The organism is Desulfitobacterium sp. (assembly GCF_034927245.1).
Lineage (GTDB): Bacteria > Bacillota > Desulfitobacteriia > Desulfitobacteriales > Desulfitobacteriaceae > Desulfitobacterium_A.
In genome coordinates, this window is record NZ_JAYFQK010000020.1 from 1 (window position 1) to 26,389 (window position 26,389).

Below are 26,389 nucleotides of genomic sequence, written 5' to 3' on the forward strand. Positions count from 1 at the left end.
TTCAAAAAGGAGTGCGGTTAGGCCTTTTTGGCATGCCCATTTTATGAGTGGGGTTCTTCATCTCCTTTTGCTCATCGTAATTCCCAGGGACTTTATCCCATCTTGGAGATTTCCTCCCTTTTTATTCCGAGAGGCTATTTACCATTTACAAAGTATCGGACATAATTATTCGAACCTGAGTATGACTTGGACTTGGGTGCAAACCCTCCTCGACCATGCTTATCGACTTAGCTGTGGGGCTAGAATGCGAAAATATAAAGATGTAAGAATAAGGGCTCGATTCTATACCATCGCTTGTCGAGGTTTAGTCAAAGGGATTCACGATGCATCACCCCCTTAAATAGGATGTTTCATTAGATATACGGCTTATCCTAATACATATTTTGCTTCAATTTCACGAATCTCGGGAAGACCGATCATTTTATTGAATTCAGGGAAAGGAATCATTTGATCCATGAGCCCTTTCGTCGTTCCTTTTGCTTTCAACTCTTCCATCAAATTCTTCATCGCTTGTGCTGTAATATAGGTAGAAGCGGTTGGGAAGATAACTAAGTTGTAGCCGATACCTTCCAATTCGTTCGTCGTTAACAATGGGGTACGTCCGCCTTCAACCATATTCGCTAGGACCGGTACATTAAAATTAGAGGTAATCATTTTCATTTCTTCTACAGATTCGGGGGATTCAATAAAGATAACGTCAGCTCCGGCTTCTTCATAGGCTTTTCCACGACGGATTGCCTCATCAATTCCATGAACAGTACGCGCATCGGTACGGGCAATGATAACGAAATCCGGGTTTTGACGTGCCTCTACAGCAGCCTTAATCTTGCCGACCATTTCCTCCATCGGAATTACTTGTCTTCCTGTCATATGACCGCATTTTTTCGGTGCAACTTGATCTTCCAGTTGAATTGCAGCAACTCCAGCCATCTCATATTGGCGAACTGTACGCATAACGTTGACAGCATTTCCAAAACCGGTATCTCCGTCAGCAATAACCGGAATATCTACAGCGCTGGCAAAGTTATTCGCACGTGCTAACATTTCCGTCATGGTGAGGAGACCTACGTCTGGCGTGCCAAGGTGACTGGCTGCCTGACCATATCCCGTCATGTAAACCGCAGAAAAGCCTGTTTTTTCAATAATCTTTGCAGTCAATGCATCATGAGCACCTGGGGCAACGAGAATCTCTTTTGCAGCTAATAATTCTCTCAGTTTTTTTCCTTTGTTCATCTTAATAACTCCTTTGTTTGCTTAATTCTTTTCTTAATTACCACCATAAATATTGTTAAGAGCCAATTTTAAGGCTTCATTAGGAAACTCTTGGGCTAAAGCGCCAATGGTGTAGAGTAAATAACTCTTATCTATAATAAATTGTGGATTTTCTGGGAGTAAGGATATTCCTCTGTTAGTAAAGGCTTTTATTAGAATTTCTTGACAATCTTCTTCCGATGAATGAGCGAAAATACCGCCCACAGCGACAACTTTCTGAAGCTTTCTTAAATCACGTCCGACAGCAGTTCCCGGAGCAACGCCCATGACCGGGTCAAAATTCTGTGCTAAATATCCCGCATGACGTTTGATGGCGATTTCAATGGCTGTTATCGCCATAGCTTTATCGAATTGTTTTTCTTTTTCAGTGACACTGATGTGTTCGGGATTCTTCTCCAGATTTTTCGTATAAGTGATCAGTTCTTCGCCTAAATCTTCACCTTCTAAACCAACCTTGGCCAAAACTCCTATGGCACCGGCCGTTTCCACGATTCCGGTCGCGCTTACCCGTAATCCCAGATTACCCTCAACCGTCCTATAGGAGACCTGTTTTTCGTTAGAAATAACCAAGCCTTTTTCCTCATTGCTCAATTCGGCTAATTCCGGCACAACGGAATGCACGTCTGTCGTAGCCCCACCAATATCGATAACCATAATGCTGCCTAAGCCTTCATTCTCAGTCGTTCCAAGGGCTAATACCTCAGTTCCCATGAGTACAGCGCCAGGTGTAGGCATCACACTCTTGTTTGAAACCATTTCCAGAAGTCGTCCTAAACCTTTGGCCTGAGTAATTTGACGGATAAACTCCCTATGAATCGCTTCCCGCGCCGGTTTAACCTTAAGCTCATGGATCGTTGGCATGACATTGGGGACCCTGATCGTACGAACATCGTGTGAGCTTAGAAATGCTTCAACCTTCGGTTGAACCTGAGCATTGCAGGCGATGATCACTACACCGCCGCATTTACTTTTCACAATAATTTGAGCATTTTCCAGAACGGAATCCTCATCACCGCCGTCTGTTCCGCCGGCAAGGAGAATAATATCCGGTTTGATCTCCTGTAAAACCTCTTCCCGGAAGTCAACAGGTGTCTCGTGGGAAATAATCTCTAAGACTCTTGCCCCGGCGCTCATCGCTACTTCTTTAGCTGCTTTTGCCGTAACACGCGGCATATATCCCATAGCGATCATTCTAAGTCCGCCTGCTGCCGAGCTTGTTGCCAAAACGTTTTCCGGCGCAACATCGGATAAGCCCATACTTTGAGCGAGGTTTTTACGTGCATTTACCAGCCCAATCTCAATATTCGAGACCGTTGTCGGTGCTTGTGACCGACCGATAAAGCTCAAAATCTTATTTTCTTTCTTAAACGCAGTAACTTTGGTATACGTGCTTCCTACGTCATAGACCAATAAATCTACGTGTTGCATTTTATCATCCCCTGGAAATATTTTTTGACCAGGAGTTACTTCACAATATAACTGTAACCGTCCATGATACGGCGTGAAGTACGCCCAAAAGCCGCCCGTTTAACTTCAAGAGTTTTACCGTTAGCTTCGACCTCAACTTCAATCTCGATAACCCCTGCCGGATGACCGATACGGACTAAGGAGTTTTGAGAACGTGAGACTTCATTAACTATGGTTCCCGGGATTTTAGATGCCGCCCCTGTACATGTTGTACCCGTTCCCGCATAGGTTTTATGCATTACTTGCATGAACATAAGTCTGGAAACCAGATCAACATCGCTCGCCGGAATTGTCCGTCCTGTCGTAAAATCAACATAATCTTGGGATTCGCTGACAAATGCGATCATGGGAAATGCAGGACTGTTTTTAAGAGCATCTTCTTCGTTCTTAGCCATTCCGATTATCGTTGCTGCTTTACCGCGGATTTGCTCAAGAATTCCCAGCATCTTCTTGTTGGCACCGAGTTCGGCCGGTTTTTCAATTCCGGTCAACCCTAAATCTTTAGCTCTTACAAACACCATAGGATTAGCAACATCAACAATGGAGACTTCTAATTTACCGATTTCCGGAATATCCATAACATCAATGGCATTGCCTGTGGGTAATATTTTATTAGTTACAGCTCCGGCTGTACCCGCGAAATCAAGCATAATCTTAGCTCCGGTACCGGGAACGCCGGCAATTTTATAGTCTCCAACCGCGCGGGCCTTTCCGTCCTTAACCGGTACCTCGGCAACAAGAATTTTACCCGTGTTTGTATTATGAATGCGAACCGTTGTAACCGGTTCTACCGCACGCACCAAACCTTCATCAATTGCAAAAGGGCCTACTCCGGCGGAAATGTTTCCACAGTTACCGGAATAATCGACGAGTGCTTCAGTAAAACTGACTTGTCCGAACGTATAATCCACATCGGCGTCCGGACGTGTCGCCGGTCCGATAATAGCTACCTTGCTTGTTAAAGGGTCAGCTCCGCCAAGACCATTGATTTGTCTTACATCCGGACTGCCAAAGATTGCGAGAATCTCTTGATCTCTTTCTTTGGCATCTACTGCCAAATCGTTTTCCATTAAGAAAATACCTTTACTCGTACCCGCACGTAAAATTGCAGTGCGGATTTTGCGTTGATCACTCATTCTACTTTTCTCCCTTACCGCTTACTTTCTCTTGAACCCATTTGATAGCATCTTCCGGATTTGTTCCCGGTCCGAAGAAACCATCAACTCCAAGGAAACCTGTTCCTTCGTTATTTATTTTTGCTTCAAACATCGCATGTTCTTCTTCTTTTTCGGCAATCCGGCCACCCGCCATAAGGACAACCTTATCTCGAATACCGAGTTCATTTAAACGTTGTTCTACCCGCGGGAATAACGTGGTTCCAAGCCCCAGAAGGTTGCTGACCCCGATAACATCAACTTTCGCCTCTGCCGCAACTTCTGCTACTGTTTCCGGAAGATTCATCCCCCGCAGATAGATTACCTCATAGCCTGCTTGTTCAAACGCTTCACGAATGGTGTTAATGCCAACGACGTGTGCATCAGCTCCAACCGTAGCTAATAAGATCTTCTCTTTTTGTGTCACGGTAGCTTTTGCATCAACTTTAACGTTTTCTTTGGTAAAAGACAGCTTCTCGGCGGGAACTCCTACAGGACTGTAACCGGGGATATAGCGCCGTATTCCGTCCTTATCGCGATGTGTTTTAACGCCGCGTTTAAGATCCCAGCCACCGGCCCGTGGGGCATCGAGAATACCGGATTTACCTGCCGCGACAATAATATCAATTAATTCCTCATCACTGTACTTCAACCAGAATTCGGGATCGATTTCCTCAGGTTTAAGCTGTTTGTTAAGACCGAACGCTGCAGTTAAAACAGCCATCGCTTCATTAATAATTTCATCTTTTCTTTGGTCAATAGCCGGATCGTTGATTTCATAAGAAGCAACATTGGTGAACACATTTTGTGTTGCCCAGATCGCCTTCGCCATGGAGGCTCCTGTAGGGATCCCTACGTTTTCGGCAGCCTTAGGACGATAGAAGTTTGCACCGCCTAATTTAGCACTTACGGCCATACGGGCAAAATGAGCTTGTTCGGCAATGAGGTCAGCCGGTGGATTTTGGAAGGTTTCCGGAACAACGATCAGGAATTCACTCCACATGACCTGCTTAAAGGCACGCATAACGGCTAAATCAGCTAACAGATTGATTCCGCCGACATTCATCTGAATCCCGCTAAGCGCCCTTGGCAAGCCGGCATGAACTGCAAGGCCCTCTGCTAAAAGACACATGGCCAAGGCCATACCGTCGGTCCCGCCGATGTTGTTAAGATGCTTATGAGAATCGGTTTGCACAAAGATGTTATTATCTGCGCAGATCTGTAACGCTTTGTAGCCATTGGTCACTTTTGTTTTATAATCATGAATTCCGCGGCCACCGAAGTGAACATGGATAACCGGTCCAATATCTGTTCCATCAAAACCTGCAATCAAGGCATTGATAATGGATAGATGCGGTGTATCCCCTGTTGCATTAATACGAAGGGGATGTTTTACCCCACCGCCAAGCTGAATGAATTCGCGTTCTCCGTTAGGAGTAATTCCGCCTTTTCCTCTCGATTGTTCAATCAGTTCTGCTCCTTTGAGCGGATCAATATGCCGGGTTGCCTCCGAGTGAACAAATTGGAAAAGGGAGATTCCAAGTTCTTCAGCGATTTTATACATTTCCAAAGACTCTCTGTAAGTCTCTTCGGCACTATTTCTTCCAAGGATAGGGTTTTGAACCGGGATTCCTGTCTTAGCCGCTTGGCGGCCTAACTCGGCAATACGATATCCGCTGCGTTCAACACCATTAACAACTCTTGGATACGGGGCCGGCAGGCCTGTAACTGTACCGTCCGGACCTACTTTCGGCATCTCGACGCCAAAGACTCTTTCATAGGCCTGTACACTTTCATAGTCTTCGATGATAATCTTTTTCGTTTTCTCTTGCATTGAAGTCCTTCCTCCTAATAACCTTTTAAAAACCTAGGATAGATGGAGCTGCTTGCGCACCTTAGCAATAAGTCCCCCTGCCTCTAATGTCTCCAAAACATTAGCTGAAAGGAGCTGTCCTTGCAATTTTTCCCCAGTCTCGATGATCGTTATTTCAGCTGTTATTAGATCAACTTCGACCTGTTGTCCGTTTTTTATTTTATCCACTACATCTGCAATCAATACCGGTAAACCAATGTTAATGGAGTTCCGTCTGAAAATCCTAGCAAATGATTTAGCAATAACGACCCCGGTCCCCGCATCTTTTAAGGCAACCGGTGCTTGCTCCCGGCTTGAACCACAACCAAAGTTATCACCCGCAACGATGATGTCTCCCGGCTGTACTTTTTGAGCAAAATCCGGGATTTCACTTCCGGCAAGGGCATAGTCTTTTAACTTATCTATCGGAGCTGCCATAGCGTAGCCCGGTAGAATCTGATCTGTATCAACATTAACGCCGAATTTCCAAACCCGACCTCTTACCTTATTATTCCAAGCCATTAGTCTACCCCCCCTAGAGCGGCAATCGTGCCCGGAGCAACGATTTCCCCTGCGATAGCACTTTCCGCTGCTAAACGCGGTGAAGCAAGATAGACTTTACCATTCCGATGACCCATCCGCCCTGGGAAATTACGGTTGGTCGTCGAAACGGCAACATCGCCTTCAGCTAAAAGTCCCATATGGGCCCCGAAACACGGACCGCATCCCGGACTCGTAACAATACCCCCTGCTTGACGGATAACACGTGTAATGCCTTGATCTTCCATTTCCTGAGCAATGCTTATGGAAGCAGGGATTACTAATAAGGTTACAGCTTCAGCTACCTTGCGGTCCTTGAGCACCTCTGCGGCAATTTTCATGTCGCTTAGACGCCCATTTGTACAACTTCCAATCACAACTTGATTTATCTTAGTACCCGCGATATCGCTTACTTTCGAAACATTACCCGGATTAGGCGGGCAAGCAACACTTGCCGGAATCTCTTCAGTCTTAAATATATAGACTCCCTTAACCGGTCCAACAGGTTCATGTTCATCAGCAAAGTAACTGATCATCGTACCCATTTCAATTCCCATATTGGAAATGGTCATCTTGTCATCTAAGGTTAGATTTTCAATAAGACTGCCTGAATAAATAACTGCCCTGTCTGTAAAGCCGTTCGTTCCAAAATGTCCGATAAGATGCAGAATAACATCTTTCGCATATACCCCGGGCGAGAGCTTTCCTTCTAATCGAAGCTCATAGGTCTCCGGAACTTCTAAATCGAGTGTTCCCGTAGCCATCGTTGCCGCTAACTCCGTGGCTCCCACAGGTATAGCAATTGCCCCATACGCTCCAGCCGTACACGTATGTGAATCGGCACCCATTAGAATCGAGCCTCTGCTTAAACGGTGCTTTTCGGCAATAACCTGATGGATAACACCATCACATTTGTCATATACCTTAACCCCATAATCCTTAGAAAACTCCCTAAGAATATTATGAAGAGCTCTAACCTCCGGAGTAGCAGCCGGAATAATGTGATCTAAAACAAAAACGACTTTATGAGAATCGAAGACCTGATCAACCCCTATTTTTTTAAACTGTTCAACAGCCATAGGGCCGGTTACGTCATGAGCAATGACTAAGTCAACCTTAACGGTAATATCTTCGCCCGCTTGTACTTTCTCCAGCCCAGCAGCCTTGGCTAGGTACTTTTCTACTTGATTCACTTTTCTCCTCCTCCCAAACTCATAGTCCCAGCTATTTAGTCAACGAGTACAATTCCAAGTTTTTGAGCCGCAAGGCGGGCTTCTTCAATAGAAGGGCTGGCCTTCTTCAGCACCAGACGTGCACCGCCTCGATTAAGAGCTTCAACCATGCTATTTTGTTCAGTTGCATAAATTGTTACTTTTTGCAACTGAGGTTCATCGACTTCAACAATATCCACTTTAATCTTTTTATCGAGTACCTTTTGGATAACTTCACGATAAGCTTTACCATTGTCAGTGCTTGCACCAAGAACCGCACCCATGAGGATTCCCGGAACATTGATCCCACGACGGGCGAATAGCTCTGGATATAACTCGATCTTAACGCCGGTGATTTCACCTTTAGCTAACTCATGGGCAATTCGACCCGTATTTGTCGGTGAGCCGACAGCCTGGCTGCTGCCGCCAACGACTGCATCCCCAAAAGGCTTCACAATCGAATTCGCCTTACCGGCTAAAGCACGAGCTTCATTGATCGCTAATTCCATCGTTTGATTGATCGTATCGTGTTCACGATCTTTAATATCATCCGAAATGAAGTGTTCCACTTCAAGATTGGTTTTGAAGAAAGGCTGCATATATTTAATAACTACAGGCACGATTTGTTTCGCAGATACGGGGTGCACGGCAGCTGCCATTGAGATCATAACATCAACCGGAACATTAACCGGAATCGTCGTATAAAGTGCTAAATTGGCTGCAAGATTACCAATGACAACTCCCCCGCCGATATGGGTCGAGCAAAGTCCGGCAACCATAACCCTAGGTGTACATGGGTTACCAATCGTTGGTGAAAGCGCCAACACCATAGCTCTCTCCATCGCTTTGGGGCTTCCTTTACGAAGTTCGACTAAAGTCGCCGCGGTTGCCGCGGCACCTGCCCCAAATCCTTCCATATTACAGCCTGTAGAGGTCTTTCCTGCCCGGAAAATCGTTCCTACCTTAAGCATCACGGAAACTGTCCTTGCCAGTTCCTCTTTATCTTCAACCGTTTCCTGTAAAGCGCGGAATAAGCCGGTATAGGTGCAAGAATCTCCTGTACCTGCACACGGTTGTAATCCGCATGAATGGTTCCCGACTTGTGAGGCTAACGTATATACCAATATCCTGTTTACGAAATCATCTTCAAATAAGCGCTTTTCAAAATTATTGACAGCCAGTTCTTGGGGTACCTTGCCGAGCAAGAAACTTGAACCAGAGGTGATCCCTACCTCTGCGGCGTATAGATTATGAGCAAAAGCATTTAATACGGCATCAATAACCTCTTCCTTGCTCATCGAATTTTTATGCATTGCTTCAGCGATGACCACATCACTGACACGCAAATTTAAGTCATTGGCTACGTCGATGACTTCCCCTATTGTTAAGCTGCCCATTTCGTAGCCTTTTTCTTTTACAACATTAATAATTTCATTCATCTTGAATCACCTCCGGTTAAAATTTCTAGGCCCTGACATTTATATCTAATAATTCTTCAAGCGGTTTAATAATGGCTGAAATATCTTCGCGACCTAACCCTGCAGCCCGTGCATTTTCATAGAGTTGCTGTGCGACATTCGTTAACATCATTGGGACTTTAGCCTCTTTAGCCGTTTGTACGGCTAGTTCAAGATCCTTATACTGAAGATCAATAGCGAATCCCGGGGCAAAGTTTCCTTTCATTACGAAGTTTGGCATTTTAGCTGTCAATGCATAACTGTTACCGGAACTGACGCTGATGATCTCCAATAATGTTTTGGGATCAAGGCCAATTTTAGTCCCAAGGGCAAAAGCTTCTGCAGCGGCAGCCATATTAACGGCCAGAAGAAGATTATTGACAATTTTAACTGCGTCTCCGGCGCCAACACCGCCAACATGATAGATCTTTTTACCCATAACCTCGAGTAAAGATTGGAAACGATCGACTAGTTCTTGTTCACCGCCTACCATAATGGTCAGCGTTCCTTCGGTAGCGCCTTTGACCCCGCCGCTAACCGGTGCATCCATATAATTAATACCCTGATCGGCAGCAATTTTCGCGATTTTTTTAGTAAAACTGGGAGCTACACTGGACATATCGATAATCGCAAAGCCGGGCTTAGCACCCGCAAATACACCTTTTTCACCCAGAAGAACCTGTTCGACAATAGCTCCGTTAGGCAACATCGTAATCACAACTTCAACTTGTTCTGCAAGCTCCCGAGGGCTTTTTGCTTGGATAGCTCCATCTGCCGCAAGTTCTTCAACCGCAGCTGTATTCACATCATTGACAACAAGAGTATGCCCGGCTCGCATAATATTCTGAGCCATCGGCTTCCCCATTGCTCCTATACCAATGAAACCAACTTTCATTCTGTTACCTCCTAAATTTCTTCCGACCGCCCTGTGCAGGGATTTGTGGCGTAGTGCTTTTTTACCCGGAAGGAGAATGCACTACGTCACAAATCATTTTAAATTGTTCTATGTTAAGGTCTCTTCAGTAACTGCTTATCTTAAACCGTCTTCCCCTTTGATCTCCGATACTTGCAAACCGCCGATTCTTGGATGCGGACGTCCGGAGGCAGTTACAATGACAGCAACAACGATTTCGTCTGCTCTGGGAGCGTCAGGAATTCTAACTTCCATAGCATCATAATGGGTACGAACGAAAGCGGCATCTTTATAGTGTACAGGAACATCCAAACCGGTTCCTACGCCACCGAGTTTTTTAGCGGAAGGAATAATGGCTTTTCCGCCGCCGACTGCTTCACGGAAAGGTTTACCCATGCGTGGATGGAGAATTGCTGCCGCATGTTCCAGCTCTCCTTTTTCTCCGACAATGGCACCTTTACCATAGCTATTAGCCTCTTCCTTAGCAATGCCAAGGGCTTTAACAGCCTTTTCAGCTAACATTTGGCCTAATTGTTCTCCGATTTCACTAAGCTCTGTCAGATCTTCAACATATTCACCGGCGAATGGATTCTTAATAACTGCTGCCACAGAAGCTTTACGGGTTGGATTAGCCACAACCTTTTCCCCATCTTTATGAGTCTCTTCAACAACAGTCACAATTTTACGAATTTCCATTTTCATTTACCTCCTAAGAATTTATTGGATAACATAAACCTTCGGGGATCATGGCAACCAGATCATCGACAAAGATTGCTGCTCCCTGGATAACGCCCCTAGATCTTAATTCTTCGGCTTTGACCAAGGCATTTGCAAGCGCTTGACGTTTTGTTTCGGCTTTTAGGTTCTCTACTTTGACTGTAACCATATGACCCGGAATATCCGTATTCGGATCAAGCATCTCAGCAGGCATTTTTACGATACCCGGATCATCGGCGTCACAATGATTAGCAATGAGCGTGGCACAACTATCGGCAATTCGAGCTGTCTTGGCCAACACCGTAACAGAGTTTGCAATCCCTTTGGTGAAACTTCTTCCACCCAAGCCGCTTGTAGCAATTCCCCCGATACTATCCCCAGACGATAGTGACACGACATGAGTGAAACTGGGGGCGCCAATACTTGGCGTTAACCCCACTTTCGTCACTTCTCCATCTAATAGCCGAACTGCAATATCTCCGCCATTATTGATTATTACCTTGGTTGCTTTCTTCTCGACTAACCAATCCGCTACAAGATCCGAAAACGTCCCGGCAACTGCAGCCATTGGCGTCAATGTCTTATCTTCAGTTGCTCGTACTGCTTCGACCATGAGCCTTAGAGGTAATGGCAGTTCGGAAAGATCGGGATAGTTTACTGTTTTAATGTCCTTGGCTAGATTGAGAACCTTTGCAAGTTCTTCCAAAACAGTTATTGCATATCCGGCCGCATCTTGTAGTTCTTCTGTTAATTTATTTCTTTTTGAACTTGCCGCAAGTACCATCTGCATTGGCCCATAGTTTAAAAATACCCGTTCATCTGATAGTACCGTAATCATGCCTGTTCTCCCCGGATCGTACAATCCTATTTTTTGAGTTCGCTTAATTTCTTGATAGCCTGGATGTGTCCGCCGATTTCCTTATACTTTTCCAGAGGCATTGTATATTCTACAGGAGCAACGGTTGCCGGAGTTGGAACCCAAGTAAAGGCTTGGGGTACAACTTTTTCTACATCGACCATGAAGTTAATACCTCCACCCGGAAGTACATATGCTTCAGCGCCCCCGATGGTCATCCTAGCGTCTCCGCTATGAACTGCTTGTGTTACTTTAATTGGATTGGTAGCTACCCCTGCGCGGGCGCTGCCACCGGTACCTCCTACATAAAGGGCAGATACTCTTGAGTTTTCACAGTTTGCGGCAATATGATCAACTGCAGCTTTTACTTCGGGCGTCATAGGAATTTCATGGACGTTTCCCTTTTCATCCACTTGGAAAAGTGCTCCCTTTTGACCTGTTGTTTCCGTGACTAAGATTTTAATACCCGGTTTAGCGATAGACATGTCAACCGATTGGATTGCATCTCTAGGGTTCTCAATATCGGTGCCGCCCCAACCTTTTCCATGTTCTCCGAAATAACGTCCACGAGTACTTCTTCTGGCATTCGGTACAACACCGCTCCAACTGAGTCCGACAACTTCGCCGGCAAGATGTTCGGAAAGAAGACCGACAACGTGATGGTCAAGGATGATTGCCTCGTCGACCACTTCGCTGAGCTTGCCGGCAAACATACCAATCGTGGCACTACCGCAGCCCACCCGCATTTTTGTATCTTCTACACCGTTAACAATCGGAGCATAACCGACTTGGAGCTCTAACGTACTGCCTTCGTCAACTTTTAAAGTCACACGCTGTCCATTACAAATTTCTACAACCGTACGGGCGACGATAAAGCCGTCCTTGCCTGTAAGGAGATTAGCCCCGCCGATCGAAAGCATTTTAGATCCGTATTCTTCGGTATCGACCATCCCTACAACTTTACCGTTTCGTTTAACTTTTGCTCCTTCTTCACCGATAAAGAGATTGGTATCAATCTTAACTTTAGCGCCGCTATAACTCAGTGGGGCTTCGGTAACAACGGTAACAACCTCGACACCATTGACCGTATCTTGCACAATGTGCGGTGCAGGACGGCAGCACGGGTACGTTGTTCCTGCTCCTACAGCAGTAATGAGCGGTCCATTCTCAATGGCGTTGGCAACAAGCTCACGGTTGCGAACTAGCTTACCTTCAACGTTATGATAACGCTGGCAAGCCCCTGAATAACCTACTAGAATTTCACACTGAACCGGGCAAGATGCACATTTTACTGCCCCTTCTTTGATATCCGTGTTTTTAACAGCAGCTTGAAAAGGACAGACTTTCGTACAAACACCGCAACTTGTACAGTTGCTTTGAAGTACTGCTTTTTTATTTTCAATTAAGATAGCTTGGTTAGGGCACTCTCTGCTGCAGATTCCGCAACCTTTACAAAGTTCTTGATTGATTACTACTGTCACTTGAACATCCCCTCTTAAATAATTGTCTATTGAATCGTATAGTTGCGAGTCGTTGGAGGAGTATTCCGGCTTTTCGTCACTTTAATGACACCATCCACTATGACCATCGCAACACCCGGAAGGTCGCCAACTTCTAAAGCTTCCATAGCATCTGAACCGATCGAACCCATTGGAGCATCCATCACGACTAAATCAGCATCTTTTCCTTCTTCAATTAAACCGGTTTCCAATCCGAAAGTTCTAGCCGTATTTCCGCTAGCCATCGCTACGACTTTTTCACCCGGGATATTGGACATGGAAGCGATCAAGCTCATTGTTCTCAAAATGCCTAACGGAATAATACCTGTACCGGATGGGGAGTCGTTACCGAAAATAATACGATGTAAGGCATCTTTTTCAGCAAGTTTTCTAGCCACTAAATCACCGATTCTAGCATTGCCGCATTGAACGATTTCAAGAGTAAGCTCGGTTTGATTGATCAGTTTTTCAACTTCTTCCGGGGCAATAGCAGTGGGTCCACCGTTAATATGAGAAACAACCGTAGGTTGAGCTTCCATAACATCATCAGCCGTCACAGTGGAACTGCCTGGGATCGAGGTACCACCGCAATGCATGGCCACTTTCATGCCCCGTTTTTTAGCCCACTCGACCATGGGTCTTGCTTCTTCCGGCTTTTTAACACTGCCAAGACCGATTTCTCCGACTAACCATACGCCTTCTTTAGCCATTTCATCGAAATCAGCTTCAACTAAACCTTTTTCAAGAATGACAGCACCGCCATGAACCTTAAGTCCAGTGGAACGTAAGTTGTTATAAGACTTGTGGGCTAAAATCGCCAGTGCTTTTGTACCCGCGGGATCCTTTGGTCTTCCCGGTGTATGACATTCCCCGGCAGAGATAAACGTTGTCACCCCACCATGTACGGCACCTTCGATATAACCAATGGTGTTTTGACGGGGCGTAAAATCCCCAAGTACGGTATGAACGTGGGAATCGATAAGACCAGGGGTTACAGTCATGCCTGCAACATCCACCGTTTTTTCCACGTTGAAATCTTTAATGATATTGGAATTTCCGACCTTTGCAATTTTCCCATCTTGAATTACGATGGTGTTTGCGCTGCTGACGGGATTTTTAATATCCCCGGTAACTAATTTTCCAATGTTGGTAAGTGCTATGGTTGCCATAAAAATACCCCCTAAAGTTTTATTGTTTTATTTTTAATTGGGACAAAACTTTCTCTGGAGTTACGGGCAGTTCCATGATTCGGATTCCTAAAGCGTTATATACCGCATTGGCAATTGCAGCAGCGGTTGGAATTAGTGCAGGTTCCCCAACGCCCTTAGCTCCAAAGGGTCCGTTTTCAACAGGATCCTCTACAATAATCGGATAAACAGTTGGAACATCCATTGCGGTTGGAATGGTATAGGTCGCAAAAGATGGAGTTTTGATTTTGCCATCCTCTTTTTTGATTTCCTCGTAAAGGCCATATCCTAAACCCATCGTGCTTCCACCCTCAATTTGCCCTTCAACTTGCATAGGATTGATCGCAGTTCCTACATCATGGGCTGCAAAAATGTTAATAACTTCTACTTGTCCGGTCTCTGTATCCACTTCAATTTCTACGACTTGGGTCGCGAAAGCATAAGCTCCGTAAGGACTGCCTTCACCGGTTTCGCTTTCTAAGGCGGTTGTATTTGGATTGAACCAACCGTGGCCAATTGTTATTTTCCCTTTGCTGCGGCAACTGGCAATAACATCTTGGATCTTTTTAGCGTTGTCTTCTTTGCCTTTAACATAAACGCGATGATTCTTAACCACGATTTCTGAAGCTTCAGCACCGAATAGCTCAGCGGCTTCTCCGACTAATACTTTTTTAGCTTCCCGAGCTGCGCGCAACACGGCATTTCCTGAGATATACGTCTGACGGCTGGCAGAGGTAGCTCCCCCTTCGGGAGTAATTCCGGTGTCGGCAGATGTTATAAGAACATCATCAAAATCGACACCCAACTCTTCCGCGACGATTTGAGCCATTATTGTGTTTGAACCCTGACCAATATCAGCCGCCCCTGATAAGAGGTTGACAGTCCCATCATCTAATAAATCAACAAACGCCCCGGCGGGATTGGGTAAACCCGTGTTACCTACTCCATACCACATACAGCCAACACCAAAACCTCTTTTTTTCATCGATGTCTACCTCCCCTCTTAGTAAATCTTGCCTGCGATTTCGGTTGCTTTGTTATAAGCTTTATTGATCGTCTCCGAGATTCCTACACTTGTTTCTAATACTTGTCCCGTACCCGTTGTGCTTCCCGGTTTTAGAGCGTTAAGCAAACGAATTTGGATTGGGTTAAGCCCTACCTTTTCAGCAAGCATGTCCATTTGCTGCTCGTGCGCAAAAGCCACTTGTGGAACACCGAAACCACGCATAGCTCCGGCAGTCGGATTATTGGTGTAAACGGTATAAGCATCGACTTTTACATTAGGAATCTCATAGGGTCCGGTAACATGAACAGCAGACCTTGTGATCGTTCCCGGACCATAAGATGCATAAGCGCCCGTATCACCGATAATCGTTGCCTCAATTGCCAGCAGCTTGCCATTTTTATCCGCTGCCGTTTTATAATAGATTACACACGGATGACGCTTGGTGGTTGCCACAACCGATTCTTCCCTGCTATAAACTAGTTTTACCGGCCGTTTTGTCCGCAACGCCAAGATAGCGATATAAACTTGAACGGAAACATCCAGTTTTCCGCCAAAGCCGCCCCCGGTGGCTGCTTGGATAATTCTTACTTTGTTAACCGGTAAGGAGAGGTTGCGGGCAACTTCTTTACGGTCGAAGTGAGGATTCTGGGTACAAACATTTAAGACGACATTATCCCGATCGAGATAAGCAACACCCGCTTCGGGTTCAATGTAGGCATGTTCTTGCATTTGGGTACGATAAACATTTTCAATCACGATGTCTGCCTCAGCAAAGGCTTTCTCAACGTCCCCCTTGCGAACTTTTCTAAGCTGGACAACGTTCCCGCCTTCGTGAACCTTAGGAGCATCCGGTTTCATCGCTTCTTCAGGGTCAAACACAGCCGGAATCTCTTCTAATTCAACCTTAATAAGCGCTAAAGCTGCTTCGGCAATTTTCTCGCTCTCCGCGGCAACTACTGCTAAAGGTTCTCCAATTTTGCGGATTCTATCAATCGCCAAAACGGGCTCATCTTTGAGAATAATTCCGTGGCTATTGCTTCCGGGAATATCTTTAGCCGTCAGAACTGCATATACCCCAGGCAAAGCTTCAGCGGCGCTGGTATCTACGTTTTTCAAAATAGCATGGGGGACTTTGCCGCGCAGAATCTTTGCATAAAGCATTCCGGGCAGCTTCATATCAGCGGCAAATTGCGTTTTGCCCAAAACCTTATCTATGGCATCTTTACGAATTACGGATTTGCCTACGACGTTGAAATCCTGCATTATTTTCAACTCCTTTTTCAGCCTATTCCTTGCTTTGATTGGCAACCTTTTCGATTGCATTGGCGATCTTGGCATAACCGGTACAGCGACAAAGATTTCCGGAAATCTCGCGAATGATTTCTTCTCTATCCGGATGGGGGTTCTTATCAAGCAAAGCTTTTGCCGACATAATCATTCCCGGAGTACAAAATCCACACTGGACAGCACCCTCTTCAAGAAAGGCTTGCTGAAGAGGATGAATGTGCTCATAATCACCCAATCCCTCTATCGTTACAACTTCTTTCCCATCAACTTGAGGAGCCAGTACTAAACAGGAATTCGCCGTTTCTCCATTGATAACCACGGTACATGCACCGCAATCCCCTTCGCCGCAACCAATCTTTGTCCCGGTAAGCCCCAGATCTTCCCTTAAGAAATCGACCAGACGCATATCCGGTTCAACCTGAGTCGTCAGTTTTTCACCATTTAGAATGAAACTTATCGTTACTTTTGACATATCATCTACCCCCAAGCTAATTGCTCATCGTTCTCCAGGCATTTTCGAGTGCCCGCTTAATCAAGGTACCTGCGATCTCTTGACGATAGACCGCCGTTGAACGAACATCATCAATCGGTTTTACCGCATTGGATACAACGCCGGCGACTTCTGAAAGCAATTTTTCCGAGATAACATTCCCGATTAAACATTCTTCACCGGCGGGTACTCTGATCGGTGTAGCCGCGACAGAGCCCAGAGCAAATCTAGCCTTGTTCACGATTTTAGTCTTAGGATCCGCTTCAATAAACACTGCGGCATTCACAACCGAAATTGCCAAAGCTTTACGCTTGCCCAGCTTTTCAAAGCTGCTGCTTTGATTGACCCCTTGAGCTTCAAAGGATATTTCCGTGATTAACTCCCCGGGTTCGAGGTAAGTGCGCCCCGGACCCTTGAACAGGTCTTTTAAAAGGATTTCTCTGGTTCCGGTTGCACTTGCTATTGTGATTGTTGCATCGTAAGCCATCAGCGCAGGAACGGTATCGGCGGCCGGGGAAGCATTCCCCATATTTCCCCCTACAGTCCCATTATTACGAATTTGTGGGGATCCGACTAAACCTGCCGCTTTAGCTAAAGCCGGTGCATATTTCCTAATGGTATCTGATTCAAAGAGTCGAGTGTGCGTAGTTAAAGCACCGATGGTTATCTTGCCGCCCTCGACTTTTATACCTTTTAAACTATCCAAGGCGCCTAAATCTAAAATAGCTGAGGGATGAATAATGTTTTCTTTGATTTTAACCATGACATCAGTCCCACCCGCTAAAAGACAATAGCTCGGATTTTCCCTCATCAATATAATGGCTTCTTCTATCGTGTTTGGTCTGAAATACTCGAATTTGCTCACCTTTACTTGCGCCTCCCTTATCGAGCCCCAAATGTAAGCCCTTTGGTTTTAGTTTTTCCCAAATTTACTTATACTATTTGAGAATCTCATTTCTTCAAACTTTTTGTTACGTGCATAATAATAAGCAAGATTCGTGCCAACGCTTTTTAGTATGTCCCCAAAATAAAAAAAGGCCCCAAAGCCTTATTGTATGATCATTCTTTACTGAAAGAACGCTGACATAATAATCCATATTTCGATAGTCCATTCATTTTTATTACATAAATGAAACGTTTTTTTGTTAATTTTTTTGTTATTCTTTTCACTTTTGTAATATTTATCTTAGAAATAAAAAGAACCATTTCTATCGTGAAATGGTTCTTGATTCCTAATCTCTTTCCAGTTTTTCATCCAAGCCAAACTCAACTATTTTTCTCCAAAGTGTTGTTGTGCTTATTCCTAAAAGCCGAGCCGCTTTTACTTTTTTATATTTTACAACCTCTAAGGCTTCCTTAATTATTTTCTTCTCAGTCTCGCGTAAAGCATCCCCGAGGTTAAGATTGCCTGGCTTGATTTCAAGAACTACGGCATCTTTTACCGAATCCGATTCCTGACGCAAATATGATGGCAGATGTTTTGGCAAAAGTTCATATGTATCGCGTCCAACCATATTCATAGCATGTTCGATACAGTTTTGCAGTTCACGAACATTGCCAGGCCAATTATGATTTTTTAAAATTCCGATTGTCTCCGGATCAATTTTTTCAATAGCCTTACCAAAGGCAACATTATATTTCTGCATGAAATATTTTGCCAGTAAAATAATATCTCCTTGACGTTCTTTGAGAGGGGGTATTTTTATCTGTACCACATTTAGGCGATAAAATAAATCCTGTCGAAACTTGCCCTCGGCGATCAAAACATTTAAGTCCTTATTTGTAGAAGCGATAACACGCACATCTATTTTCTTAGGTTTTAAACCGCCAATACGAACGACTTCCCTCTCCTGCAGCACCCGTAATAACTTTGTTTGCAAGCCCAGTTCCATCTCACTAATCTCATCGAGAAAAATAGTACCCCCATTGGCTTGTTCAAACGCACCCGGGCTCCCGCCCTTTTTAGCTCCTGTAAAAGCTCCTTCTTCGTAACCAAAGAGATTGCTTTCGATAAGAGTCGCCGGCAAAGCTCCACAGTTTAGAGCTACAAACGGTTTAGCTCTTCTGGGACTTGCATTATGAATAGACTGGGCAAACAACTCTTTACCTGTCCCCGTATCCCCATAAATTAATATCGAGGAGATTCCATTGGCTACAAAATTAGCCATACTCTTCGTTTTTATTAAAGATTCACTTTCACCGATAATATCTTCAAAAGTATAGCGCGTATTTTGTAATTTTTTAACTTCTTCATATAATTTTTGCTGCCGCTTGGAAGTATCTTCGTTATTAAAACCGAATCCAAAGTTTTTAGTAATCGGTATGCGCACCGCCATAGCTCCCTGAACCGAAAAAGATTTACCAACTACCGGTTCTTGGGATTCCATCGCTGTCAGTGCTTGTTTACTAACTTTCCCTTTTAACTCTAATCGCTCTGTACCATCCGAATTATAACTGCTAGTGCGTTCACCAAACTCATTAAACAGAACTGCCTCACCGCCGGCTACCTGTGCAATCATAGGCAATGCTCGCTTTAATGATTCTTGTAACTTCTGTTCCTTTTTTAGCCGTTCCACATTACTGCAAGACAAAACAAAGTTACCTAAAGGTAAGGCCCAAGCATCCGCCAAATCGACAATCTGAGAAGAACCAACAAGCGGCTTCCCTTCAATCGCTGCTTTTTTGGCCAATTCATAAATCTTACCCTTAAGACTGGGAATTTCTTGACCATTATAGTCAAAGGTAGATATTCTTCTACCTTCATAATCAGTAATAACGGCATATCCCCCTGTTGTTTTGGCAAGTATAGGTAATAATCCGACAAGCTGTTCAAACTCCAAATGCGTCTCCATAATTAGCCCCCAAGGAATATATTGCTTCCGTTAAAGATAATACCATGCAGCACATCCGATGGCAATTACACAAAATTTTTCTTCTCCGCTCTTTCATACACCATTCACGAGTCTGGCTAAAAACGGGGAAACCGATAATGTCCGGTAATAGGTGACGGCCAACTCTGCAATTGGTCCGTCTCACTTGCAGTCGGTCCAGCGTTATGAAGCAAATAGGGTACACCATCCGGGCGGCGCTTATCTGAAATAATAGCGATGTGTTCATGCGGTGTACCAAATGTTACAATATCTCCCGGTTGCCACATATAAAGGTTTTCTACATCACCCGGTCTAATCTCCTTCGTTAGCTCCAAACCATGCCTGCTGAAGAAAACCTGAAGATTGGGAACTCTCCTGTAATCAATGTTTGGGTCAGGTTTTCCTTCAACACGAGGGTACTTTGATATGTTTTCACGTATATCTTTATCTACCATATCCTTGAGGTTGTAACCTGAATCTCGGAATGCCCTCCACACTACATCAGTACAAACCCCTTCTGTCTCCGGTGGATTCCCGCCTTGGTAATAAGCACTGCGGTATTGTGGTTTTCTGCTGACTTCCGCCTTGGCACCGGCTACAATATCCCTTAGATCATCTAAACCATCGCCGTCTTTATCAATGGGGCAAGAAATTTGTGCTATGTCTAGGGATTTTTCAAAAGGCAAATGGTTTTCGAGGGGTAACGGCTTCAACCTTGGCATAGTTGCAGCCGCTAGGACAAGGGCTAAACCAAGAAAACAGATACCGAGAGCAATGAACCTTTTCAAGTGTAATCCACCCCCTTTAGATATTCAGCTAATCATTCCTTATCTTCAGAACCATTCTCTTTCTTTAATCCAGCGGTTCTAAGGATATTTAGAAAATTAACCAAACCCTGTGATCCAAAGAAAATCCCTAAACCTATGATAAATTCTGTTATTCCACCTACAGAACCAAGAATTATTCTCGTAATAGAATTAGGAGACCCACTCAACGTGGATAAATTGGTTACTAACCTTGGTAGGGAGTTACCCATAAAGTAAAGGCCTAGAACCGAAAAAGCTACTCTTTGAATATCACCGGCCTCTATTCCTGAGCCCTTGTTAGAATTACTTTCCCCGGTAACCATAATTGCTGACATTTTATCAGAAAGAAACCATAGTAAAACTCCAACGAATATATAAAATAACGAAAAAATGATATTTAATGGCCTTTCATTTGCTATTGGGTCCGGCGTTGCCATTGAATAGAGAAGTATATTGGATAATACATTAGTCCCTTGAATAATAAAGAAGATACCCAAGACTTTACAAGCGAGGCTTGCAATTTCACGTTTACTCACTATTCTCCCTTCCCTTTCATAAGGCTCAAACAATTTCCAAGACCCCTGCGCACGATGAAATCTGTGTATATATTGGACTAAACCCTCTAATTCTCAATTTTTCCGTTATTTCATCTGCAACAATGTAGATTTCATCTACATCCCAGCCTTGCGCTTTTTCTCTACAATGTCTAAGCTCGTCCCGTGTTCGAAATGCTATATCTGCAATAACAACTTTCCCATCTTCTTTTAGGTTACCTTTGAGTAGTTTAAAAAAGTCTACCTTTTTATCATCCTCAAGATGATGAATGGCATAAGACGAAATTATATAGTTAAATTTCATCTGCTCAAATTCATTCGGTATACCTTTTGAAAAATCATGACATACGAACTGGCCCTTAGGCATATTTCGTTTTGCCAATTCCAGCATTTTTGGTGAAAAATCAATTCCATAAATCTCTGCGCCTTTATTGTATAATTCTTTGGTCAGTAAGCCGGTGCCGACACCAATATCTAAGATACTAGCACCGTCAGAGAAATTCACGCATCGATTTACGAAAGAAAGCACTTCGTAATAACCCTCAAACGGATAGCCTTCACATAAACGGGAGATTGACTCATCATATTCTCCAGCCCATTTATCAAACCCAATACTGTTTAACATTCGGAGCCTCCTTATACTAAATCCTATTATTTAGCCTCCTTTCTTTATAAATATGTCGAGTGCTTTAATACCCTTAGTTAAAAAACGGAAAAGTTGAATTAAACAAGCAAAACCTACAATCCATAAAACAAAATTAAATACAACGGCTAAACCAAATACGCCGGAATTGACACTTATAGGATTCATTTTCTAACCTCCAAATCATCTCGCTATTCTAAAAATTCATATTAATAAACTTTAGTGGTATATTTCTCCAGCTAATATAGTAAATCCTTCTATTCTATTTTTAGATTTAATCTATCGGTGAACGATATAAACAATCCCGCTTTTTATTGCAGTATAGGCACTGATCGTCCTGAAATGAAGGTAAGTCCTTACCGGCTAAAATGATCCCCATTAATGACTTTAGGGGATATAATGATAAATCTTTTTGGATCGTTATCCCAATTGCATAAGCTTCAGTAACCTGAAACAGTTCTTTTTCCGCTGCGATGGGTATACCTTGACATCCCGGGCTGAGCGTATGGCTTATTGTTTTAATATTGGTATTGACCTCGTTAAGTTGAACGTGAAATTCCCGGCGAATCCTTACTTCGGCCTCCCGCAATGCAGCAAGCCCAATCGCTTCAAGCATATAACCTGAAATATAATCTTTGGCCTTAAAAAATTCCGCAATCCATTCATCGATCATCGGGCCTAAAGTAATCGCAAATAAAGCCGCATACTTGCTCTTGTTGAATAAGGGATGTTTGTATGGTAATAACACTTTTCCTTCTTTGCTTTCAAGACGATCAGAATTTGGCTCGACTTCGGTAATAACAAACGTCCCTTTAGATTTTATCTCTTGGTTAAAAACTTGCAGGCATTGATCATATGTTTCTAATGGAAATTCAGAAGCATGATTTGTTGATAGGTAAGGTGCCAGATAATGTCTTACTTGCAGCGGGTCGTGAACCAATTCTTGGGATATAAAGTTGATCCTACGCTTAATCATGATCACCTCCGATATAGGAAACTTACTTCAGGTGGAGTTTTGACTCCATCTGAAGTTTAGTTGACTTATCCAGGGACTTAGCGCCACTTGCCTCCCACTTAAGAAGTGGGAGTCTTAGTGGCGGTTAGTCATCGGATATGACGGCGGGTATTAAAGCCATTAAAAAGCTTAGTATAGAAACTCTTCCAATGACCGAAGCTAAAACAGAATCTATATCAAAATTATACCGAAGATTGGGAAAAATGTGCAAGGAGGATAATAACCATGGGTGAGAAGAATATTCTGGCATATTTTTAAACTGTTGATGAAGCGGAGAAAACTGCGAATCAAATAAAAAATATGGGAATATCCAATGTCAAAATTGATCGTATTCACCAGTATGTACAAGATCCGACGGACCAATTGATGAATCCAATCACCGGACAAGTCGGAAGTATATCTGACTTAACGTTAGGCGATATCAGCGGCAATGCCAGTCCCTTAACCGCAGCCAGTACCTCTGCAAGCGGAATGAGTGACGGTGGCGGCTCCCATGTAACAGGCCGTGATATCCTTTTAGCGGCAATTGTAGATGAATCCCAATTCGAGTCTCTGCGCGAAGAAATCCGTTCCAATGGCGGATTGATCTGATTAGCAAAAGAGCACCGAACCACTTCGTGTGATTAGGTGCTCTTTTCACAAACCTAAAATCGTCCTGACCTGAATATGGAAACAATCAAGAGTATAAACATAATAAACGCGAAGGTAAAGCCGACATCTATTGCCGGGATACGGCCAAAGAGCATAGGCTGACTGCCAAAGGCCGATGCAATAATCAAGCCGGCCATGATGATACTAAACGCAAGAAGGACAAGGCTAAACGAAAGCTGATTACTTTGTCTGTCCATCTTTTTTAGGAAATTTCCGAGTTCAGGGGTAACGACTTCAAAACGGATTTTTCCATTTTGGGCAATGCGGAAAAACTCTTTCGCCTGTTGAGGTAGATCTACAGCTAAATCCAGCGTGTCCTTAATATTGTTCCATGTCATTTCAGCAACATTTTTGGGTTCAAAACGTTCCCTTAAGAGCCGTTTGCCATAAGGCTCTGCAATATCAATGATGCTTATTTCGGGATCTAATTGCTCAACAAGTCCCTCTAAACTTAAGAGGGATTTTCCGAGCATTACTAAATCAGAAGGGATCTGAATATGATGGCGGTAGGCAACTTTAAACAAGTCATTGACCGCTTCTCCCAAATGGATTTCGCTCATAGCTACATCCAGGTATTTTTCCCGAAGCCTATCAACATCCCGATAAAGAAGCTTCATATTTATATCTACCGGGACAATTCCCATATCAAGGACAGCATCAACCATATCTTTAGTTTTCCTGCGCATCATTCCGATAACAAGGGAAGAAAAATTGTACTTCATCTCGGTCGAAATGTGTCCGACCATGCCAAAGTCAATCAGGGATATGACTTGCCCCGGTAAAATTAATATATTTCCCGGATGTGGGTCCCCGTGAAAAAAGCCGGCAATCAGAATTTGGTTAAACATGATTTTTACTAAGTCTTCGGCAATCGTTTTTATGTTATAGCCCAATGATTTTAGTTCATCAATCTGACTTAATTTGACCCCATTTATATATTCCAAGGTAAGAATTCTCTTGCTTGAATAACCCCAATAAATCTTAGGAATATGAACCTCTTTTGATTTCTCAAATTGTGAGCTGATCTTCTCCGTGTTATGGCCCTCAATAGTATAATCAAGCTCCGCGCGCAAGGAACGAGCAAATTCCTCAACCATTTCTTTCAGTTGGTACTGTTTGGCCCAATCTATTCGGCGCTCGGCAATTATCGCGAGATCAAAAAGAATCTCCAAGTCCGTTTCAATTCCCTGCGTAATTTGAGGTCGCTGGACTTTAACAGCGACCTCTTCCCCCGATTGAAGAACGGCTCGATAGACTTGGCCTATTGATGCCGCGGCAATAGGTGTTTCGTCGAAGCATTGAAAAGCTTCTAAGGGTTTCTTCCCCAATTCTTGCTCGATGATTTGGCAGGCCTCACTATAGGGAAACGGTGCCACCTGATCCTGGAGTTTTTCCAGTTCCCGAATTAGGAAATCGGGTAAAATATCAGGGCGTGTGCTTGCGATCTGCCCTAATTTCACATAGGTTGGTCCCAGTTCCTCTAAAGCGTGACGCAAGCGCTCCCCGATGGTTTGAGAATCGATTTCCTCATGATTGCGAAAGAACAATCGTTTCGGTAAAGACAATAGATTAGTGAGCCCCATTTCTTCAAGGATAAGTCCAAATCCATGTCGTGCAAGAACAGTGGCAACTTCCCTATATCGATTTATATGTCGAATTCTTCTTCCAATCATTCTAGGCTCTCCTAATCCATTGATGCTCTCCCTTACTCAATTAAACCCCTTAAATCTTAATCATTGCCAGGCGTATGGGTATGAATATTACCCACTTGATTTTCCAAATCCGCGATTCTCTTTTCTAAACGCTCCATATCGGCATGTGTAGGAATCTTAAGTTCGACTAAGAGTTTTTGGATTTGTTCCTGCATTTTTGCATTGATTTCCTTCTGTTGTTCCTCACCCTTTTGGACAAGATCATTCACCAGATCCTTTGAATCCGAAACCGAAACTTCACCTTTTTTAACTAATTCATCCACTGTTTTCTCAATTTGCTCTTTGCTGACAATCGCAAAACCCAGTCCAAGTGCTAATCCCTTTTTTAAAAGATCAATCATCACATCATTTACCTCCCTAAATAATCATACCGTTAGTTATTCAATTCTTGTTCCTTGAGCTTTTTCCTTCTCCTCTAAAAAAATGTTTCCGGCCGCGTTTCCTTTGACTACGGAATGGATACCCACTTTTCATATCCTTATTGCTATTATTATGAACAAAGCCCTTTAAAATATAAGTTTTTTAAAATAATCTATTGGATAATTAAGGATTGTACATTATAATTATGAGAGCTTTTTGGAAAGGAAGATTTATTTTGGAATTAATCGCTACCCCGTTAAATGAACTAAAATTGAGATTTGCGGATATCAACGATGTTTCGCTGATCTTTGGATTCATTAAAGAATTGGCCGAGTATGAAAAAATGTCACAAGAAGTTATTGCCACTGAAGAAATTCTCAGGGATTCTCTCTTTAATCGAAAAATGGCGGAAGTCATCATTGCCGAATACAACGAAAGGCCGGTAGGGTTTGCCTTGTTTTTTCATAACTTTTCGACGTTTCTCGGGCTTCCGGGAATCTACCTAGAAGATTTATATGTCAAACCGGAAATGAGAGGAAAAGGGATCGGTAAAATTCTCCTCGAATTTCTCGCGAAATTGGCAATTGAACGTAATTGCGGCCGATTAGAGTGGTGGTGCTTAGACTGGAACGAGCCCTCCATCCGGTTTTACAAGAAATTGGGCGCTGTCCCCATGGATGAATGGACCGTTTATCGCGTAACCAACCAAGCTTTGAGCAATTTGGCTAAAGAGTTTGATTCCGCGAAGTAATCTATCACGCACATCTACCTTGTCTGCCATGTCTGCCAGGTCTTTTATGCACTGCCATATTTTATACAAGGACAAATTTAACATCAGTACGTTATACTAGAGACAACCCACTAATAAAC

Annotated in this window: 26 protein-coding genes; 2 read left to right on the forward strand and 24 right to left on the reverse strand. The window is 43.7% G+C overall.

Going from position 1 to position 26,389, the window contains the following annotated elements; translation table 11 throughout:
• Positions 1–366: 366 nt before the first annotated feature.
• From VB077_RS05440 to VB077_RS05545, 22 genes are all read right to left on the reverse strand, one after another.
• Positions 367–1,233: an isocitrate lyase/PEP mutase family protein gene (locus VB077_RS05440; RefSeq protein WP_323414210.1), complete on the reverse strand. Its 867-nt coding sequence runs from the start codon at positions 1,231–1,233 to the stop codon at positions 367–369.
• 33 nt (positions 1,234–1,266) lie between these two features.
• The gene (locus VB077_RS05445) at positions 1,267–2,700 is read right to left on the reverse strand and encodes a glutamate mutase L (protein WP_323414211.1); all 1,434 of its coding nucleotides are present in this window, start codon (positions 2,698–2,700) and stop codon (positions 1,267–1,269) included.
• A 35-nt stretch (positions 2,701–2,735) separates the two neighbouring features.
• Positions 2,736–3,875: a 2-methylaconitate cis-trans isomerase PrpF family protein gene (locus VB077_RS05450; RefSeq protein WP_323414212.1), complete on the reverse strand. Its 1,140-nt coding sequence runs from the start codon at positions 3,873–3,875 to the stop codon at positions 2,736–2,738.
• A 1-nt stretch (position 3,876) separates the two neighbouring features.
• Complete coding sequence (locus VB077_RS05455; RefSeq protein ID WP_323414213.1) at positions 3,877–5,727, reverse strand: cobalamin-dependent protein; 1,851 nt, start codon at positions 5,725–5,727, stop codon at positions 3,877–3,879.
• A gap of 33 nt (positions 5,728–5,760) precedes the next feature.
• Positions 5,761–6,267 (reverse strand): 3-isopropylmalate dehydratase, encoded by a 507-nt coding sequence (locus VB077_RS05460; protein ID WP_323414214.1) that lies wholly within the window; start codon positions 6,265–6,267, stop codon positions 5,761–5,763.
• A complete protein-coding gene (locus tag VB077_RS05465) occupies positions 6,267–7,478 on the reverse strand; it encodes a 3-isopropylmalate dehydratase/homoaconitate hydratase family large subunit (RefSeq protein ID WP_323414215.1) in 1,212 nt (403 codons plus the stop codon). Before VB077_RS05465 ends, VB077_RS05460 begins: the two co-directional genes overlap by 1 nt.
• Before the next feature lie 35 nt (positions 7,479–7,513).
• Entirely contained in the window at positions 7,514–8,935 is a 1,422-nt protein-coding gene (locus VB077_RS05470) for an L-serine ammonia-lyase, iron-sulfur-dependent, subunit alpha (RefSeq protein ID WP_323414216.1), read from the reverse strand.
• 25 nt (positions 8,936–8,960) lie between these two features.
• Positions 8,961–9,848, reverse strand: coding sequence for an NAD(P)-dependent oxidoreductase (locus VB077_RS05475; RefSeq protein ID WP_323414217.1), 888 nt, complete (start codon positions 9,846–9,848; stop codon positions 8,961–8,963).
• A gap of 135 nt (positions 9,849–9,983) precedes the next feature.
• Positions 9,984–10,562 carry an amino acid synthesis family protein gene (locus VB077_RS05480; RefSeq protein WP_323414218.1) on the reverse strand — a complete coding sequence of 193 codons (579 nt, stop codon included), beginning with the start codon at positions 10,560–10,562 and terminating at the stop codon, positions 9,984–9,986.
• Between the two features lie 13 nt (positions 10,563–10,575).
• Positions 10,576–11,421 (reverse strand): UPF0280 family protein, encoded by an 846-nt coding sequence (locus tag VB077_RS05485; protein WP_323414219.1) that lies wholly within the window; start codon positions 11,419–11,421, stop codon positions 10,576–10,578.
• Positions 11,422–11,447: 26 nt separating this feature from the next.
• Positions 11,448–12,920 carry an indolepyruvate ferredoxin oxidoreductase subunit alpha gene (locus tag VB077_RS05490; RefSeq protein ID WP_323414220.1) on the reverse strand — a complete coding sequence of 491 codons (1,473 nt, stop codon included), beginning with the start codon at positions 12,918–12,920 and terminating at the stop codon, positions 11,448–11,450.
• 26 nt (positions 12,921–12,946) lie between these two features.
• Complete coding sequence (locus VB077_RS05495) at positions 12,947–14,107, reverse strand: amidohydrolase family protein (RefSeq protein ID WP_323414221.1); 1,161 nt, start codon at positions 14,105–14,107, stop codon at positions 12,947–12,949.
• A gap of 19 nt (positions 14,108–14,126) precedes the next feature.
• Entirely contained in the window at positions 14,127–15,110 is a 984-nt protein-coding gene (locus VB077_RS05500) for a xanthine dehydrogenase family protein molybdopterin-binding subunit (protein ID WP_323414222.1), read from the reverse strand.
• An 18-nt stretch (positions 15,111–15,128) separates the two neighbouring features.
• The gene (locus tag VB077_RS05505; RefSeq protein ID WP_323414223.1) at positions 15,129–16,394 is read right to left on the reverse strand and encodes a xanthine dehydrogenase family protein molybdopterin-binding subunit; all 1,266 of its coding nucleotides are present in this window, start codon (positions 16,392–16,394) and stop codon (positions 15,129–15,131) included.
• 22 nt (positions 16,395–16,416) lie between these two features.
• Positions 16,417–16,890 (reverse strand): (2Fe-2S)-binding protein, encoded by a 474-nt coding sequence (locus VB077_RS05510; RefSeq protein ID WP_323414224.1) that lies wholly within the window; start codon positions 16,888–16,890, stop codon positions 16,417–16,419.
• A gap of 16 nt (positions 16,891–16,906) precedes the next feature.
• Positions 16,907–17,773, reverse strand: coding sequence for a xanthine dehydrogenase family protein subunit M (locus VB077_RS05515; protein WP_323414225.1), 867 nt, complete (start codon positions 17,771–17,773; stop codon positions 16,907–16,909).
• A gap of 367 nt (positions 17,774–18,140) precedes the next feature.
• The gene (locus VB077_RS05520) at positions 18,141–19,760 is read right to left on the reverse strand and encodes a sigma-54 interaction domain-containing protein (RefSeq protein WP_323414226.1); all 1,620 of its coding nucleotides are present in this window, start codon (positions 19,758–19,760) and stop codon (positions 18,141–18,143) included.
• Positions 19,761–19,876: 116 nt separating this feature from the next.
• A complete protein-coding gene (locus VB077_RS05525) occupies positions 19,877–20,500 on the reverse strand; it encodes a DUF1287 domain-containing protein (protein WP_416337035.1) in 624 nt (207 codons plus the stop codon).
• A gap of 98 nt (positions 20,501–20,598) precedes the next feature.
• A complete protein-coding gene (locus VB077_RS05530; RefSeq protein ID WP_323414228.1) occupies positions 20,599–21,153 on the reverse strand; it encodes a hypothetical protein in 555 nt (184 codons plus the stop codon).
• Positions 21,146–21,763: a class I SAM-dependent methyltransferase gene (locus tag VB077_RS05535; protein ID WP_323414229.1), complete on the reverse strand. Its 618-nt coding sequence runs from the start codon at positions 21,761–21,763 to the stop codon at positions 21,146–21,148. The genes VB077_RS05530 and VB077_RS05535 overlap by 8 nt, the downstream gene beginning before the upstream one ends.
• Positions 21,764–21,793: 30 nt before the next feature.
• Entirely contained in the window at positions 21,794–21,949 is a 156-nt protein-coding gene (locus VB077_RS05540; protein WP_323414230.1) for a hypothetical protein, read from the reverse strand.
• A 106-nt stretch (positions 21,950–22,055) separates the two neighbouring features.
• Entirely contained in the window at positions 22,056–22,757 is a 702-nt protein-coding gene (locus VB077_RS05545; RefSeq protein ID WP_323414231.1) for a hypothetical protein, read from the reverse strand.
• Between the two features lie 339 nt (positions 22,758–23,096).
• Between VB077_RS05545 and VB077_RS05550 the strand changes: the two genes are divergently transcribed.
• Positions 23,097–23,387 carry a hypothetical protein gene (locus VB077_RS05550; protein WP_323414232.1) on the forward strand — a complete coding sequence of 97 codons (291 nt, stop codon included), beginning with the start codon at positions 23,097–23,099 and terminating at the stop codon, positions 23,385–23,387.
• A gap of 53 nt (positions 23,388–23,440) precedes the next feature.
• Here VB077_RS05550 and VB077_RS05555 read toward each other — a convergent pair whose 3' ends face one another.
• Both VB077_RS05555 and VB077_RS05560 read right to left on the reverse strand, forming a co-directional pair.
• Positions 23,441–25,120: an ABC1 kinase family protein gene (locus VB077_RS05555; RefSeq protein ID WP_323414233.1), complete on the reverse strand. Its 1,680-nt coding sequence runs from the start codon at positions 25,118–25,120 to the stop codon at positions 23,441–23,443.
• A 56-nt stretch (positions 25,121–25,176) separates the two neighbouring features.
• Entirely contained in the window at positions 25,177–25,500 is a 324-nt protein-coding gene (locus tag VB077_RS05560) for a phasin family protein (protein WP_323414309.1), read from the reverse strand.
• 224 nt (positions 25,501–25,724) lie between these two features.
• Here VB077_RS05560 and VB077_RS05565 point away from each other — a divergent pair, with 224 nt between their 5' ends.
• Complete coding sequence (locus tag VB077_RS05565) at positions 25,725–26,270, forward strand: GNAT family N-acetyltransferase (protein WP_416337034.1); 546 nt, start codon at positions 25,725–25,727, stop codon at positions 26,268–26,270.
• The last annotated feature ends 119 nt before the right edge of the window (positions 26,271–26,389 follow it).